The 15,391-nt window shown below is 72.4% G+C and carries 17 protein-coding genes; 10 read left to right on the forward strand and 7 right to left on the reverse strand.

What is annotated here, in order from left to right; genetic code table 11:
- Positions 1 to 4: 4 nt before the first annotated feature.
- Positions 5 to 1,498 carry a phospholipase D-like domain-containing protein gene (locus ACYVP9_RS14635; protein WP_460605644.1) on the reverse strand — a complete coding sequence of 498 codons (1,494 nt, stop codon included), beginning with the start codon at positions 1,496 to 1,498 and terminating at the stop codon, positions 5 to 7.
- 82 nt (positions 1,499 to 1,580) lie between these two features.
- On the opposite strand from ACYVP9_RS14635, the gene ACYVP9_RS14640 reads away from it, so the two are divergent.
- Together ACYVP9_RS14640 and ACYVP9_RS14645 are read left to right on the forward strand one after the other, a co-directional pair.
- Complete coding sequence (locus ACYVP9_RS14640; protein WP_460605645.1) at positions 1,581 to 1,763, forward strand: hypothetical protein; 183 nt, start codon at positions 1,581 to 1,583, stop codon at positions 1,761 to 1,763.
- Between the two features lie 45 nt (positions 1,764 to 1,808).
- Positions 1,809 to 2,525, forward strand: coding sequence for an NrtR DNA-binding winged helix domain-containing protein (locus ACYVP9_RS14645; RefSeq protein ID WP_460605646.1), 717 nt, complete (start codon positions 1,809 to 1,811; stop codon positions 2,523 to 2,525).
- Between the two features lie 97 nt (positions 2,526 to 2,622).
- Here ACYVP9_RS14645 and cspE read toward each other — a convergent pair whose 3' ends face one another.
- A complete protein-coding gene (cspE, locus tag ACYVP9_RS14650) occupies positions 2,623 to 2,826 on the reverse strand; it encodes a cold-shock protein (protein WP_460605647.1) in 204 nt (67 codons plus the stop codon).
- Positions 2,827 to 3,126: 300 nt separating this feature from the next.
- On the opposite strand from cspE, the gene ACYVP9_RS14655 reads away from it, so the two are divergent.
- Together ACYVP9_RS14655 and ACYVP9_RS14660 are read left to right on the forward strand one after the other, a co-directional pair.
- A complete protein-coding gene (locus tag ACYVP9_RS14655) occupies positions 3,127 to 4,113 on the forward strand; it encodes a hypothetical protein (RefSeq protein ID WP_460605648.1) in 987 nt (328 codons plus the stop codon).
- Between the two features lie 38 nt (positions 4,114 to 4,151).
- The gene (locus tag ACYVP9_RS14660; protein ID WP_460605649.1) at positions 4,152 to 6,230 is read left to right on the forward strand and encodes a RecQ family ATP-dependent DNA helicase; all 2,079 of its coding nucleotides are present in this window, start codon (positions 4,152 to 4,154) and stop codon (positions 6,228 to 6,230) included.
- Position 6,231: 1 nt separating this feature from the next.
- On the opposite strand, the gene ACYVP9_RS14665 is transcribed toward ACYVP9_RS14660, so the two are convergent.
- Complete coding sequence (locus ACYVP9_RS14665; RefSeq protein ID WP_460605650.1) at positions 6,232 to 6,660, reverse strand: PPOX class F420-dependent oxidoreductase; 429 nt, start codon at positions 6,658 to 6,660, stop codon at positions 6,232 to 6,234.
- A gap of 174 nt (positions 6,661 to 6,834) precedes the next feature.
- On the opposite strand from ACYVP9_RS14665, the gene ACYVP9_RS14670 reads away from it, so the two are divergent.
- Positions 6,835 to 8,019: an MFS transporter gene (locus ACYVP9_RS14670; protein ID WP_460605651.1), complete on the forward strand. Its 1,185-nt coding sequence runs from the start codon at positions 6,835 to 6,837 to the stop codon at positions 8,017 to 8,019.
- Positions 8,020 to 8,057: 38 nt separating this feature from the next.
- On the forward strand, positions 8,058 to 9,041 hold the full coding sequence (locus tag ACYVP9_RS14675) for a YihY/virulence factor BrkB family protein (protein ID WP_460605915.1): 984 nt from the start codon (positions 8,058 to 8,060) through the stop codon (positions 9,039 to 9,041).
- Here the strand turns inward: ACYVP9_RS14675 and ACYVP9_RS14680 are convergent.
- Complete coding sequence (locus ACYVP9_RS14680; RefSeq protein ID WP_460605652.1) at positions 9,029 to 9,799, reverse strand: lysostaphin resistance A-like protein; 771 nt, start codon at positions 9,797 to 9,799, stop codon at positions 9,029 to 9,031. The two genes, ACYVP9_RS14675 and ACYVP9_RS14680, sit on opposite strands and share 13 nt — an antisense overlap.
- Before the next feature lie 5 nt (positions 9,800 to 9,804).
- Positions 9,805 to 10,701: a Rossmann-fold NAD(P)-binding domain-containing protein gene (locus tag ACYVP9_RS14685; protein ID WP_460605653.1), complete on the reverse strand. Its 897-nt coding sequence runs from the start codon at positions 10,699 to 10,701 to the stop codon at positions 9,805 to 9,807.
- 85 nt (positions 10,702 to 10,786) lie between these two features.
- Between ACYVP9_RS14685 and ACYVP9_RS14690 the strand changes: the two genes are divergently transcribed.
- The 4 genes from ACYVP9_RS14690 (at position 10,787) to ACYVP9_RS14705 (ending at position 14,421) form a co-directional block, all read left to right on the forward strand.
- Positions 10,787 to 12,022, forward strand: a complete 1,236-nt coding sequence (locus ACYVP9_RS14690; RefSeq protein WP_460605654.1) for an acyl-CoA dehydrogenase family protein — start codon at positions 10,787 to 10,789, stop codon at positions 12,020 to 12,022.
- Positions 12,023 to 12,056: 34 nt separating this feature from the next.
- Positions 12,057 to 12,311, forward strand: a complete 255-nt coding sequence (locus tag ACYVP9_RS14695; RefSeq protein ID WP_460605655.1) for a hypothetical protein — start codon at positions 12,057 to 12,059, stop codon at positions 12,309 to 12,311.
- 132 nt (positions 12,312 to 12,443) lie between these two features.
- Entirely contained in the window at positions 12,444 to 14,102 is a 1,659-nt protein-coding gene (locus ACYVP9_RS14700; RefSeq protein WP_460605656.1) for a sodium:solute symporter family protein, read from the forward strand.
- A 13-nt stretch (positions 14,103 to 14,115) separates the two neighbouring features.
- The gene (locus ACYVP9_RS14705; RefSeq protein ID WP_460605657.1) at positions 14,116 to 14,421 is read left to right on the forward strand and encodes a hypothetical protein; all 306 of its coding nucleotides are present in this window, start codon (positions 14,116 to 14,118) and stop codon (positions 14,419 to 14,421) included.
- Positions 14,422 to 14,430: 9 nt separating this feature from the next.
- Here ACYVP9_RS14705 and ACYVP9_RS14710 read toward each other — a convergent pair whose 3' ends face one another.
- Both ACYVP9_RS14710 and ACYVP9_RS14715 read right to left on the reverse strand, forming a co-directional pair.
- The gene (locus ACYVP9_RS14710; protein ID WP_460605658.1) at positions 14,431 to 14,847 is read right to left on the reverse strand and encodes a rhodanese-like domain-containing protein; all 417 of its coding nucleotides are present in this window, start codon (positions 14,845 to 14,847) and stop codon (positions 14,431 to 14,433) included.
- Complete coding sequence (locus ACYVP9_RS14715; protein ID WP_460605659.1) at positions 14,844 to 15,374, reverse strand: cysteine dioxygenase; 531 nt, start codon at positions 15,372 to 15,374, stop codon at positions 14,844 to 14,846. Before ACYVP9_RS14715 ends, ACYVP9_RS14710 begins: the two co-directional genes overlap by 4 nt.
- Positions 15,375 to 15,391 lie beyond the last annotated feature (17 nt).

A 15,391-nucleotide genomic window follows, 5' to 3' on the forward strand; every position in this document is an offset into this window, starting at 1 on the left:
CCCGTCAGCGGCCGTCGACCCGGCTGAGCACCCACTCGGCCGGCGCGAACGAGGCCGGCTCGCCGGCGACGCGCCACGTCGTCGCGGGGACGTCGGCCGGCAGCCACGCGGCGTTCCACACGCCCAGCGAGCGGTCGAGGTCGCCGAGGTCCAGCGCGAGCTCGGGGGTGAGCTCGCAGCGCAGGTGCTCGGCCCACACCTTCACCCGCAGGTCGCGCACGAGCGTGGTGGCCGTCTCGACCGAAGAACTGATCTCGCAGTCGACGCCGGCCATCGAGCGGCTGAACAGGTTCGCCGAGCCGATGTTGGCGTAGACGTCGTCGACGAGCAGCAGTTTGGCGTGAACGGTGCAGTGCTCGACGCGGTAGACGACCACGTTGCCGCGCCGCTCGGGGTCGAGACGGTCGATCAGCTTGGTGCGCAGGTCCTTGTTGACGACCTTGTTGATGGCGAGCTGCGAGGGCCCGGGGTCCTCGGGGTCGCGGCGTCCGGACCCGACGAGCATCACCTTGACCCCGCGGGCGGCGGCGTCGCGCAGGTACGGGTAGAGCTCGAAGCCGTCCCGTCCGCCGGTGTACTCGTGCAGGTACTGGTCCTCGAGATAGACGTAGCGCCGGGCCCGCGAGATCGCGTGGCTGACGGTGTCGAAGATCTCCTGCACGCCACGGGCGGGCAGGGCGTCCCAGCTCGCGCCGCGGCCGGGGACGATCGAGGCCAGCTTGGTGTCCGAGATCGAGCGCAGCACCCGCACCGATGTCTGCGCGGCCACCTCGGCCGGCGCCGGCTTCTGCTCGCGGGCGACGTCGGGAGTGGGCGCCGCCGGGGGGTTGATGGGCGGCAGCGGGTGCCGGGACAGCCGCAGTGACGGGCGGACGGGCAGGGTGGCCGCCTCGTGCCAGCGCCGCACGAGCACGTCGTGGGCGCGGGCGGCCGCCGGCCCGCGCAGCCGGACGACGATGTCGTGCCAGCCCCAGCGGTTGCCCTTGAGCCGCAACGTGTCGTGCGGGGCGGCGTCCTTGCGGGGCACCTCGAGGTCGATGCCACCCACGAAGGCGGTGACCTCGCCGCCGCGGGTGATCACGACGGTCTTCTGGTGGTTGGACCCCAGGCGGGGCCCGGAGTAGTCGATGAGCGCGTGCCCGGCCTGCCCCGGCAGCGCGTTGAACTCCCGGCACACCTTCGCGTTGCTGCGGAACCCGGCCAGGCCGGGGAACGGCGCGAAGAACGCCGAGACCTTTCCGGCCAGCAGCAGGCGGACGTCGACGCCGTCGGCCGCCAGCGCGGCCAGCTGCTCGGGCAGGTGCGGCGAACCGTCGACCAGCCGCAGGTCCGGATCGAGGCCGAGGCCGCCGATGAGCACCTCGTCCCCGGCTCCGAGGCCCGTCAGCTGCTCGTGCAGGGCCGCGAAGTACGGGGCTCCGTCGATGATCGGGTGCCACTCGCTGTCGGCATCGAAGGTGGGGCAGTCCGCCGTGGGCGGGGGGAAGTACTCCGGCACTGTTCCATTGTCCCGGCTCGGAGCCCGCTGTGGCGAGTCGGAGGGATGTGGACGGCGCGCCGGAGCTGGGTAGGCCCTCGGCATGACCGAGTACCCCACCCCCGCCCGCGGCGAACCGTCCGAGCCGCCGGACGAGACCCGGGTCGAGAACCGGGCCGCAGAACTGCTCCCCGAGGAGCTGGCCGCCGGCACCGATGATCCCGTCGACGAGGCCCGCATCCTGCTCGAGGACTCCGACCGGCGCACCGAGGAGGCGTCGGGCTGAGCGCGCCGGGTTTCCGTCCGGCCATATTTGCGTGATACTGCGCTAATGGCACGGACGAACGCTTCCCAGGGATCACGGTCGAGCAGCGGACGCCGGCCGGCCGCCAGGACCCCGAAGAACGCCGGGTCCGGCGGGTTCGCGGGCGCCGCCCGCCCCTATCTGACGGTCGACGTGGCCATGCTGGGGCTGATCGACGACGGGTCCGGCGGATGGGCGCTGAGTGTGCTCGAGGTGAAGCGGGACGGCGGCGGGTGGATCCTGCCGGGCGTTCTCGTCGGCGAGGGCGAGCGGCTGGCCGCCGCGGCGAGCCGGGCCCTGGCCGAGGCCGCGGGGCTGCCGGGTGTGCCGCCCGCCTCGGCGCGTCAGCTGCGGGTGCTCGACGCCCCCGACCGGGACGACCGGGGGTGGGTCATGTCGGTCGGACACGTCGTGGTCGCCACGGACGAGCAGTGGGAGGGCCGCGGCCCGTCGACCCGCGTCGTCGCGGCGTCGTCGCCCGGGCGGCTGCCCTACGGCCACGGCGAGATCGTCGCCGCCGCCGTCGCCGACCTGCAGGCCCGCTACGCCGCCGCTCCCGACCCGGACGGCCTGCTGGGCGACTCGTTCACGCTGCGCGACCTGCGCCTGGTGCACGAGGCGATCGCCGGCCACGAGCTGCAGCGCGACACCTTCCGCCGCTCGATGGAGCCGATGCTGGCCAGCACCGGTGACGTGCTCGTGGGCGGCCGCGGCCGTCCGGCGGAGCTGTTCACCCGCGCCTGAGCCGCGCACCGCGGCCCGGTCGCCCCGCGCACCGTGGCCCGGATACGACGAACGCCCCGCACCGTGAGGTGCGGGGCGCTCGTGATGCGCGTGCAAATCAGACGGCGCGCACGTTCTGGGCCTGCGGGCCCTTCTGGCCCTGGGTGACCTCGAACTCGACGCGCTGGTTGTCCTCGAGGCTCTTGTAGCCGTCACCACCGATGCCGGAGTAGTGGACGAAGACGTCCGCTCCGCCGTCGTCGGGGGCGATGAAGCCGAACCCCTTCTCGGAGTTGAACCACTTGACCGTGCCCTGCGTCATGCTTTGGTGCCTTTCACCGATCTACGGAAAGGACGCCGCACCTCGCGGCGCCCCCGGTCCGCCCCACTTGCCTTGCCCGTGGATCAGGTGAAGACATGAAGTGCTGGAGACCGCGGGGAGCATAACAGCCGACACAGGCCGTCCCGCTACATTCGCGACCAACGAATCCGGGGCCGGGCAGGCGCCTCCGGGACGCCGATGAGGAAGGACGTGGGAACGGTGGGGCTGCGAAGCTCGGGCAGAGGCAGCCGGCAGACGGTCTTCCTGCACGTCGGCTCGCCGCAGGCAGGGACCGCGCTGGTGCAGACGACGCTCTGGGAGCGGCGGGACGAGCTGGCGGCCGCAGGGATCCGGTATCCGCTCGAACACCCGGGCGAGCACGTCGACGTCGCCATGGACGTGCGTCGCGCGCCGTTGGGCGGACGGTGGGACCCGGCCTGGGACGACGCCTGGGGCAGGGTCGCCGCGCGCATCACCGCCGGCCCGCAGTCGCGGGCCGTCCTGTCGACCGAGCTGCTCGGCGGGGCCGCCCGTCCGCAGATCACCGGCATGGTGGCGGCGGTGGCGCCCGCCGACGTCCACGTGGTCTTCACCGCCCGGGACGTCGCCCGCGCGCTCGCGTCCGACTGGCAGCAGCAGCTCACGCGCGCCCACACGGTCACCTTCGACCGGTTCGTGGACGATCTCGTGCGCCTCGGCCGCGACGCCCCGGCGCCGTTCGGCGAGATGTTCTGGGGCCTGCACGACCCGGTCGAGGTCCTGGCGCCGTGGGCGGACGTCCTCGGCGCCGACCACGTGCACGTGGTGACGGTGCCGCACGCGGACGACCGGGACGAGCTGTGGCGGCGGTTCGCGTCCGTCGTCGGCATCGACGCGTCGATCGCCCACGAATCGGGCGAGGCCGACACGCCGCTGGGGGTCGTCGAGGCCGAGTTGCTGCGGCGGCTCAACGAGCAGGGCCCGCTCGAGAAGCGCCTGACCTGGATGTACGACGGGCTGGCCCGGCTCGAGCTGGCCGAGTGGATCCTGGCCCGGCGGACGTCCGCCCGGCCCCTCACGCTGCCGCAGCGGCACCACGCGTGGGCGCGCGAGCACGGCGAGCGGACGGTCGCGGCGATCGGGAAGGCGGGTTACGACGTCGTCGGCTCGCCGGACGACCTGCGCCCGCAGCTCACCTCCGGCGACCAGCCCGCGGAGCTGTCGGACGCCGAACTGCTCGACGCCTCGGTGGAGACGGTCGCCGCGCTGCTGCTGCGGCTCGGCGTGGTCCAGAACCCGCCGTCCTGACGGGCCTGGGCCCGGAACTGTCGGTGGCGGTCGGCACCATGGGGGACGTGACCGCCACCGTCGATCTCCGTGCCGCCGCCCAGACCCATCTCGAGCGGCTCGCCGGGCCGTCCGCCGCGCTGCGCGACGACCAGTGGCGTGCCATCGAGGCGCTGGTGGCCGAGCGGCGCAAGGCCGTCGTCATCCAGCGCACCGGATGGGGCAAGTCGGCCGTGTACTGGATCGCGGCCGGGTTGCGGCGCTCGCAGGGGTTCGGCCCGACACTCGTCATCTCGCCGCTGCTGGCCCTGATGCGCGACCAGGTGGCGGCCGCCGAGCGCTCGGGGTTGCGGGCGGTCACGCTCAACTCGGCCAACATCGACGACTGGTCCTCGATCGAGGCCGAGATCGCCGCCGATGCCGTCGACGTGCTGCTCATCTCGCCCGAGCGGCTCAACTCCTTCGGTTTCCGGCAGCGCGTGCTGCCGCACCTGGCCCCCCGCATCGGCATGCTCGTCGTCGACGAGGCGCACTGCGTCAGCGACTGGGGTTCCGACTTCCGCGCCGACTACCGCCGCATCAAGGACGTCCTGGCGGGCCTGCCCGAGGGCACGCCGGTGCTGGCGACCACCGCCACCGCCAACGACCGCGTCACCGCCGACGTCGCCGCCCAGCTCGGCACCGACACCCTCACGCTGCGCGGCTCGCTCGATCGCGAGAGCCTCGCGCTGTCGGTCGTCGACACCCCGGACGTGCCGACCGCCTACGCGTGGATCGCCGACGCGCTGGCCGGCGACGGCCTGCCTGGCTCGGGGCTGATCTACACGCTCACCGTCGCCGAGACGACGCGGCTGGCCGACTTCCTGCGCCGGCAGGGCCACGAGGTCGCGCCCTACTCGTCGGCCACCCCGCCCGACGACCGCGCGGCCATCGAGCGGCGGCTGCTCGCGCACGAGCTGCGGGCGGTGGTCGCGACCTCGTCGCTCGGCATGGGCCTCGACCACCCGACGCTCGGGTTCGTGGTGAACCTCGGCGCCCCGGCGTCGCCGATCTCGTACTACCAGCAGGTCGGCCGTGCCGGGCGTGCGCTCGACGTCGCGCAGGCGGTCCTGCTGCCGACCGCCGCCGATGCCCGCATCTGGGCCTACTTCGACTCGACGGCGTTCCCGTCCGAGGACCGCGTGCGCCGGGTGCTGGCGGTGCTCGGCGACGGTCCGGTCAGCCTGCCCCGCATCGAGGCCGACTCCGGCCTGCGGCGCGGCCGGCTCGAGACCCTGCTGAAGGTGCTCGACGTCGAGGGCGCCGTCCAGCGGGTCGACGGCGGGTACGTCGCCACCGGCCGCGAGTGGGTGTACGACGCCGAGCGCTACGCCGGCATCGCCGCGGCCCGCAAGAAGGAACAGGCCGCGATGCTGCGTTACGAGCGGTCCGAGACGTGCCTGATGCAGCAGCTGCGGCACGAGCTCGACGACACGTCCGGCGCGGACTGCGGTCGCTGCGCGGTGTGCACCGGCCGGTTGCCGGCTCCGGGCGGTTCGCCGTCACCCGACACGGTCAAGGCCGCGTTCGCGCACCTGCGGGCGCAGACCACCGTGCTCGAGCCCCGCAAGATGTGGCCCTCGGGCGCTCCCCGGCGCGGCAAGATCGCCGAGTCGGCGCGGGCCGAACCGGGCCGCGCACTCGCGGTGGCCGAGGACCCCGCCTGGTCGGCGTGCGTCGAGGCCGCGTTCGCCCGCGACGAGCCGATCGGGCAGGAGCTGTTCGACGGCGTCGTCGCCACCCTGTCGCGGTGGGGGTGGCCCGCCGGCCGCCCGGCCTGGGTCACCTGGGTGCCGTCGCGCACCCGTCCGACGTTGCTGGCCGATCTCGCCGCCCGGCTCGCCGAGCTGGGCCGCATGACCGTCGCGACCCCGCTGGCGGCCACGGGCCCCGGCTTCCAGTCCGACACCACCACCAACGTCGACGCCGCGGCCCGCGCGCTCACCCGGCTGTCCGTCGACGGTGAGGTGCCGCCGGGGCCGGTGCTGCTGCTCGACGACGTCACCCGCAGCGGGTTCAGCTTCACCGTCGCCGCGGCCCTGCTGCGCGAGAACGGCGCGGGTCCGGTCTACCCGCTCGCGCTGCACAAGACCTTCTGAGTCAGCGGCCGCCCGGGGCCCAGGGTCCGACGCCGCCGATGCGCTCGATGTCGTAGTGCACGAGGAACCCGTCCTGCGGCGGGGCGGGGAAGCCGGCGTCCGGTCCGACGTAGAGCTTGGCGAGCCGGTCGAGCAGCGGCCAGGCGCGGTCGGTGTGCTCCACCCGGGCGCGGGCGTTGACCACGGCGTACGGATGCATGAACTCGCCCGGCGTCGCCGGCGCTAGGAACGAGAGCACCGCTCGCGGCTCGCGTTCGAGATTGCGGATCTTGGCGTAGCGGCCCAGGTGGGCGGTGACGAGGTGGTCGTCCTCGATGCCGACCCAGACGACCGTGACCTGGGGGCTGCCGTCCGGGTTGACGGTGCTGAGGTGCACGTAGGGACCGGACTCGACGAGTTCCCGCAGCTCGGCGGGCAGCGCGATGGTCATGGTCGGACGAACGCACGACGCGGCCGTCCGCTTCCCGTCACCGGCGTCGGCGGCCGACGCGGTCGGATCGGCCGGCGCGCCGTGCACAGGTCGGGCTCCCGCGGACGCGTGGCGAGGTCCACGGAATACGCCACCCGCGGGTGGGGCTCACAGCGCGCACCTACCGTTGATCGCGTGACCACCACCGTCGAACGGACCACACCCAACCTGCGCGTGCTCGGGTTCGTGATGGCCGTCGCGTGCGGTGTGACGGTGGCCAACCTCTACTACGCGCAGCCGCTGCTCGACCTGATCTCGCGTGACCTCGGCGTCGGGCAGGGCACGGCCACCACGGTCGTCACCCTCACCCAGATCGGCTACGTGCTCGGGCTCGTGCTGGTGCTGCCGACCGGTGACCTCGTCGAGAACCGCCGCCTGATCACCCGGACGCTCGTGGGCACCGCCGCCGCGCTCGTGCTGGCCGGGGTGTCGCCGGTGTTCGGCGTGTTCCTGGCCGCCTCGGTCCTGGTGGGCCTGACGTCGGTGGTCGCGCAGATCGTCGTGCCACTGGCCGCGCACCTCGCGCCGGAGGCCGAGCGCGGCCGCTTCGTCGGACGGGTCATGAGCGGCCTGCTGCTCGGCATCCTGCTCGCACGGACGTTCTCGAGCCTGCTGGCCGAGGCGTGGGGGTGGCGGTCGGTGTTCTTCGTGTCGGCCGGGCTGACGGTGGTGCTCGCCGCGGTGCTGCTGCGGATGCTGCCCGAGCGGACCCCCGAGCACCAGGACGGCTACGCGTCGCTGCTGCGCTCGGTCGGCAGCATCGTGCGCGAGGAACCGGTGCTGCGCCGGCTGGCACTGAGCCAGGCGTGTCAGTTCGGGGCGTTCACCGCGTTCTGGACCGCGATTGCCTACGAGCTCATCGACGATCACGGGTTCGGGCAGACCGGCGTCGGACTGTTCGCGCTCGCGGGCGCGGCCGGCGTGCTGGCCGCCCCGATCGCCGGCCGCCTCGCCGACCGCGGCCACGGGCGGACGGGACGGCTGGTCGCGCTGGTGCTCGCGGCCGGGGCCATGGTGCTGGCGGGCCTCGGCGACGCCAGCGTCGTGCTGCTGCTCGTCGCGGCCGTCCTGCTCGACCTCGCCGTGCAGGGACACCAGGTGATGAGCCAGCAGGTCGTGTACTCGCTGCGCGCCGACGCGCGCTCGCGCATCAACACCGTCTACATGAGCACGGTCTTCGTGGGCGGCGCCGTCGCGTCGACCGTGACCGGGGTGCTGCACGACACCGCGGGCTGGACGGGTGTGACGGTGTTCGCCGCCGTCCTGCCGCTGCTCGGTGTCGTGCTCTGGCTGACGGGCCGCACGACCGTCGACGGGTAGCGTCGCCTGCAACACGGCGGACGGACGGGCGGGTGGCGGTGTCGATCGTCGAACGGCTCGACCGGTTCCAGCGCACGCACCCGCGGGCCGGCCTGGCGATCGCCGTCTTCTACAAGTTCGCCGACGACCAGGGCAACTACCTCGCGGCGCTGATCACCTACTACGGTTTCCTGTCGATCGTGCCGCTGCTGCTGCTGTCGTCCACGATCCTGAACTTCGTGCTCGAGGGGCATCCCGAGCTGCAACGGGAACTCGTCGACTCGGTGGTCGGGCAGTTCCCGGTGGTGGGCACCCAGCTGTCGGACCCGAACGGGGTCAGCGGCAGCGGCATCGGCATCGCGATCGGCCTGCTCGGCACGCTCTACGGCGGCCTCGGCGCGGCGCAGGCCATCCAGAACGCCATGAACACGATCTGGCGGGTGCCGCGCAACGAGCGTCCGAACCCGCTCACCGGACGGGTGCGGTCGTTGCTGCTGATGGCCCTGCTCGGCCTGTCGATCCTGGGGACCACCGCACTCGCCGCGCTCGGCAGCACCATCGACCTGTTCGGGCCGGTCACCAAGGTGCTCGTCGGCGTCGGGACGCTGGCGATCAACTTCGGGGTGTTCACGGTCGGGTTCCGGCTGGCGACCGCGCGTGGCATCACGCTGCGCCAGACGGTGCCCGGTGCGTTCGTCGCCGCCCTGGTCTGGCAGGTGCTGCAGTACGTCGGCGCGGTCTACATCGGCTCGGTCGTCAGCACGGCGGACGCCGTCAACAGCGTGTTCGCGCTCGTGCTCGGGCTCGTCGCGTGGATCTACCTCGAGGCGCTCGTGGTCGTGCTCGCGGTGGAGTACAACACCGTGCGCTCGCTGAAGCTGTACCCCCGCGCGCTGCTGACGCCGTTCACCGACGAGGTCGAGCTGACCCCCGCCGACGAGCGCAGCTACACCCAGCAGGCCCGGGCGCAGCGCGCCAAGGGCTTCGAACAGATCACCGTCCGCTTCGACCCGCCCGAGACACGGGAGGGTCAGGACGGGTGACCGATGATCGGCGGCAGCGCGAGCAGCATGACCGCCGACCAGGTCAGGTGCGTCAGCATCGAGGCGAGGATGCCCCCGGACGCGCGGCGCTGCAGGCCGAACAGCACCCCCATGACCAGGGCCGCGAACACCAGCATCGGGTTGCCGGTGGCGATGGTGACGATCGCGTAGACGACCACCGAGATGACGATCGGGTGCCTGCGGCCGATGGCGGCGAACAGGGCGCCCCGGAAGAACACCTCCTCGGCCGCACCGTTGAGCAGGGCGACGAACGCGACCAGCGCGAGGTTGCCCTGGTTGGCGTGCTCGAGCACGCCGGCGACGAAGTCACGCAGCGGTTCGATGTACCGGATCACGAAGGCGCCGATCACGAACACGGCCGACGCGGCGAGGCCCAGGAGGATCGGCGTCACGATCGGACGGCGCAGCGACTCGCGGAACGGGATGTAGCCGAGGTGCAGCGGGCCCGACAGGAACCCGCCGACGAACCAGACCAGGGCCACCGCGATGGTGAGCGGATAGAACGCGGGATCGCCGGGGTCGGTGGCGAGCGAGAGGCCGAGCAGCACCGACCCGATCACGAGCGAGACCACCACCACGACGCGGCGGCGCCGGAACGCGCTGTCGGGCTGGTCGTGGTCGCGCGGAACGCGATCGATGAGGGCCGGTGCGATGAGGCCGCGGGCCCGTTGCTGCCACGCCCGTGAACCCGGGACGGGCGGCGCGCCCGGCGGCGTCGGGGTCGGCTCGGACGGCACGGGAGTCACCGTAGGGCCTTCTCGCGCTCCCGGATGGCCCGGCGGACGGCCTCGTCGTAGCCGATGGTGTCGCCGGGCACGACGCGGAGGATGGAGTCGTCGCGGACGATCACCTCGTTGGTCATCGAGTCGACGAGGTTGCGGGCGGTCGGGTAGTCGACGTCGGTGACCAGGGCGAGCCACCGTCCGGACAGGCCCGGCGACAGCAGCGGCACGCTCACCGAGCGCACCTTCTTGCCCATCTGCCGGCCCGCACGGGTGAGCATGTCGATGTACTGCAGCACGTCCGGGCCGCCGATCTCGAACGTCCGGCCGCGGGCGTCCGGGTGCTCGAGCACGCCGACGAGGTAGCGGACGACGTCGTCGAGCGCGATCGGCTGGGTGCGGGTGCGCACCCAGTTCGGCGTGACCATCAGCGGCAGGTGCGCGACGAGCTGGCGGGTGATCTCCCACGAGATGCCACCGTGGCCGACGACGACGGCGGCGCGCAGCACCGTCACCGGCACGCCGCCCTCGCCGAGCACGCTCTCGACCTCGCGCCGCGACCTCAGGTGGTCCGACAGCTCCTCGCGGTCGTCGCCGAGTCCGCCGAGGTACACGATGCGGTCGATGCCGGCCTCGCCCGCCGCCTTGCCGAAGGCGCGGGCCGCCTCGGCGTCCTTCTGCACGAAGTCGGCGCTGCCCAGCGAGTGCACGAGGTAGTACGCCGCGTCGACGCCGTCGAGCGCCCGGCGCAGGCTCTCGGGGTCCTCGACGTCGCCGTGCACCGGCGTGCCGGCCCCCTCGTACTTCTCCGGGTGGCGCGTCATCGCCCGCACCTCGTGCCCGGCGTCGACGAGGGCGGTGGCGAGATGGGAGCCCACGAATCCGGACGCACCGGTGAGCAGAACCTTGCTGGTCATTCCGGCATCGTTCCCGTCCGGCCGTCACGGCTACTGTCCCGGCGCGTGAGAGGTGCCACCGGCCCCGGTACGCCAAGCTGAGGCAGTGACGACCCACTCCCGGCCCGACGAGCAGTCCGACGCTCCCGTCCCGGCGCCGCCGCCCGAGCTGCCCCGCATCTTCCACACCCCGGAGCGGGAGGACCTGCAGCGGCGCGCGCGGGAGTTCGCCGCCACCGAGGTCAAGCCGATCGCCGACGAGTACGACCCGCAGAAGCGCGAGATGCCGCGCTCGCTCGTCGAGGCGATGGGACGCGAGGGTTACTTCGGGATCATGGTCGACGCCGAGCACGGGGGCCTCGGCCTCGGCGTGTTCGAGTACTGCACGGTCGCCGAGGAACTGGCCCGCGCCTGGATGAGCGTCGCGAGCATCATCGCCCGGGCGCAGGGCCTCGGCACCGACCTCAGCGACACCTCGCGGCGCGGGGAGTTGCTGCGCCGCAGCGCCCGTGGCGAGTGGATCGGCGCCGCCGGCTTCTCCGAGCCGGACGCCGGCTCCGACCTCGCCGCCGTCAGCACCCGCGCCGAGCTCGACGGCGACGAGTACGTGATCACCGGGGAGAAGCGCTGGATCGGCAACGCGAAGGCCGCGCACTTCATCCAGCTGCTGTGCCGCACCCACGACCCCGAGCCCGGGGAGAAGCGCGCCGCCGGTCTGGCGACGGTCATCGTCGAGAAGACGCCGGACGAGTTCCCGCCCGGCCTCACCGGCACGACCATCGACAAGATCGGCTATCACGGCTTCACGACGTGGAACCTCGTCTTCGACGGGCTGCGGGTGCCGGCGGCCAACAAGGTCGACGGGCAGGGCACGGCCGCGTTCCGCGACACGCAGAAGTGGCTGAACATCGCCCGGGTCCACACGGCCGCCCGCGCCGTCGGGCTCGCGCGGGCCGCCGTCGAGGACAGCGTGCTCTACCTGCAGGAGCGCGAGCAGTTCGGACGGCCGATCGCCGACTTCCAGGCGCTGCGGTTCATGCTCGCCACCATGGCGTCGCGCGTCGAGCAGGCTCGGGCGTTCTACCAGCAGGTCGCCGACCGGCTCGACCGCGGCGAACCGTGCGAGCGCGAGTCGGCGATGGTCAAGCTGGTGGCGACCGAGATGGCCGTCGAGGTCACCGGCGACGCGATGCAGCTGCACGGCGGCAACGGCTACACCACCGAGCGGCAGGTCGAGCGCTACTGGCGCGACGCGAGGCTCACCACCATCTTCGAGGGCACCAGCCAGATCCAGCAGAAGATCGTGGCCGACTCGCTGCTGCCGCGCAGCGAACTCGGCTGACGACCGTCCGCGCCGGGCATGGCAGGGTGAGCGCATGTCCCTCTCCCGCAAGCTCGGCGTCGTGCTCGCCGCGACCGGTGCCGCCCACTTCGTCAAGCCCGACCTCTTCCGCGAGGTCACCGCCATGGCGTTCCCCGACAACACCGACCAGGCCATCCAGCAGAACGGCGGCATCGAGACCGCGATCGGCCTCGGCCTGCTGCTGCCGGGGCTGAACAAGGCGGCCAAGCTCGGGCTCGTCGGCTACCTCGGCTGGCTGGGATACAACGCGGCGCAGGCCCAGAAGTAACCCGGAGCCGCCTCGCAGCGGGTGAGGCGGCGGCTGTGCATCGGCTCGGCGACCTGGGTAGGACAGCCCGTCAGGGCGCTTGATCATCAGCGGGCCGCCGGTCCGCGCCGTGCGCCGGTACGGAGACGGCCTGTGCTGCGGCTGCACCCGAGCGTGCTCGACATCGTCCTGCTGGCGATCTACTTCGTGGCCGTTCTCGGCATCGGCTTCGCCGCCCGCCGCTCGGTCGGCACCAGCGCCGACTTCCTGCTCGCCGGACGGGCCCTGCCGGCCTGGGTCACCGGTCTGGCGTTCGTCAGCGCCAACCTCGGCGCGACCGAGATCCTCGGCATGGCCGCGAACGGCGCCCAGTACGGCGTCGCAACGGTGCACTACTACTGGATCGGCGCCGTGCCGGCGATGGTGTTCCTCGGCATCGTGATGATGCCGTTCTACTTCCGGTCCAAGGTGCGCTCCGTGCCGGAGTTCCTCAAGGTCCGGTACAACAGCTCGACCCACGTGCTCAACGCCGTGACCTTCGCGGTGTCGGCCGTGCTCATCGCCGGCGTCAACCTCTTCGCGCTGGCCATCGTGCTGCAGAGCCTGCTCGGCGTGAACCTCTACGTCGGCATCGTGGTCTCGGCCGTGTTCGTGCTCGCCTACATCGGCGCGGGTGGCCTGTCGTCGGCGATCTACGGCGAGGTGCTGCAGTTCTTCGTCATCCTCGCCGGACTCATCCCGCTCACCATCGCCGCCGTCGTGCACGTGGGTGGCTTCAACGACCTCGGTGACAAGGTCATCAAGGCGTTCGCGGGCAACGACACCGCCCTGCACGCCTGGGCGGGCACCGGCATCGGCGCCGACCCCCAGAACCCCATCGGGTCGAACTTCATCGGCATCGTGCTCGGGCTCGGGTTCGTGCTGTCGTTCGGCTACTGGACCACCAACTTCGCCGAGGTGCAGCGCGCGCTCGCCGCCAAGGACGAGTCGGCCGGACGGCGCACCCCGCTCATCGCCGCCTACCCCAAGCTGTTCATCCCCGCGGTCACGATCATCCCGGGCATGGTCGCCGTGGCGTTGAACCCGAAGTTCGGCACCGGCGGCGACAATCTCACCTACAACGACGCCATCCCGGCGCTGATGGGCGACCTGCTGCCCAGCGGCGTGCTCGGCATCGCCATCACCGGCCTGTTCGCGTCGTTCATGGCGGGGGTCGCGGCGAACGTCAGCTCGCTGAACACCGTGGTCACCTACGACCTGCTCGAGCCCTACCTGGCGAAGGGCCGCAGCGACCAGTGGTACCTGCGCGCGGGGCGTCTGGTGACGTTCGTCGGCATCGTGATCGCGGTGTTCACGGCGATCCTGGCGTCGCACTTCAACAACATCATGACCTACCTGCAGTCGCTGTTCAGCATCTTCAACGCGCCGATCTTCGCGACGTTCGTCCTGGGCATGTTCTGGCGCCGGACGTCGGCGTGGGGTGGCTTCTGGGGCCTGCTCGCCGGGGTGGTCAGCGGCGCGACGACCTTCCTGCTCTACCAGACCGACGTGTTCACGGCGTCGTCCGACATCTACGCCACGTTCGTCCAGGCCGGCGTGGCGTTCGCCGTCGACATCGTGGTGACGCTGGCCGTCACCGCGGTCACGACCCGTCCCGACCCGGCCGCCCTGGGCGACATCGTCTACTCGCGCGAGACCGGGCGCCGCGAACGCAGTGAGAAGCGGGCCCGCCAGAAGTGGTGGGAGCGACCGGCCCTGCTCGGCGGTGGCGCGCTCGCCATCGGCCTCGTCCTCAACATCGTGTTCGCGTGACAGGAGCCCGGCGATGACCGACATGACGAAGAAGCCGGACGGCGGAGACGCGAGCCGCATCTCCAAGCTGTTCGACATCCGCCTCGTGGTGGGCGGGCTGCTCGCGATCTACGGGGTGATCCTGCTCGTCAAGGGACTGTTCGACACCGATGCCGAGATCGAGAAGGCGGCCGGCCTGCACCTGAACCTGTGGACGGGGGCCGGCATGCTCGCCGTCGGGCTGCTCATGCTGCTGTGGATGCGCCTTCGTCCGCTGCAGCCGCCGGACCCGGACGAGCTGACCGAGGAGTCCGGACCGGGGGAGTCGCGCGCCGAGTGAGCTCGGGCGTCAGTGCGAGAAGTAGGCCGGCGGTTCGCCGCCGGGCTGGGTGGGCAGGCCGGCTGCGGCCCAGGCGCGGAACCCGCCGACCACGTCGGTCGCCGGCACCCCGATCGAGTTGAGCGCGTCGGCGGCGAGCGACGAGGTGTAGCCCTCCTCGCAGATGACGACCCAGCGACGCCCGGGGACGGCCTCGTCGAGGCGCGCGTCCGACTCGGGGTGCAGCCGCCATTCGAGGTGGTTGCGCTCGACGACCTGCGCGCCGGGCACCTCGCCGTCGCGCCGGCGTTGCCACATCGGACGGATGTCGACGAGGCCGGCCCCGTCGGCGACGGCGGCCGCCGCCTGGCGCGGGTCGAGTCGGTCGAGACGGGAACGGGCGTCGGCGAGCAGGTCGTCGACGGAGCGGAATCGGGCGGACGTCACGATGCCTGTCGTACCACGCCCGGGTCGAACTCGGCCTCGGGGTCGTCCGTCGCCAGCGTGGCGATGCGCTCGAGGCGGCCCTCGGCGAGGTCGTAGAAGTTCATCGCCGTCAACGGCGCGGAGTAGGCGTGCACGCTGATCGCGGGCTCGTCACCGAGGTTGCGGACGTCGTGCACGTAGCGCGGGCCGAACCGGGTGGCGGAGCCGGCCGTCCGCCGGTGGTCGACCAGGCCGCCGTGGGCGGCGACGGTCTCGGTCAGTTCGCCCTGCAGCACCGTGAACGCCCCGGACGACCCGCCGTGGTCGTGCAGCTGCGTGCCCTGGGTGGGCAGCCAGCTGATGAGCCACACGTCGACCCGCCGGTCGCGGTAGATGCGCTGGTGCCAGCGCTGCTCGGCGTCGTAGTCGATGTGCGGGTGGTACTTGCCCGCGACCACCTCGTCGGCCCAGTAGCGGGCGAAGGCGGCGAGCTCGGCGGGCGGCAGGATGCGTCCCGCGGCGCTGCGGGACGGCATGCGGACGGTCACCGGGCCATCGTGACCCA

Source organism: Jatrophihabitans fulvus (assembly GCF_054781375.1).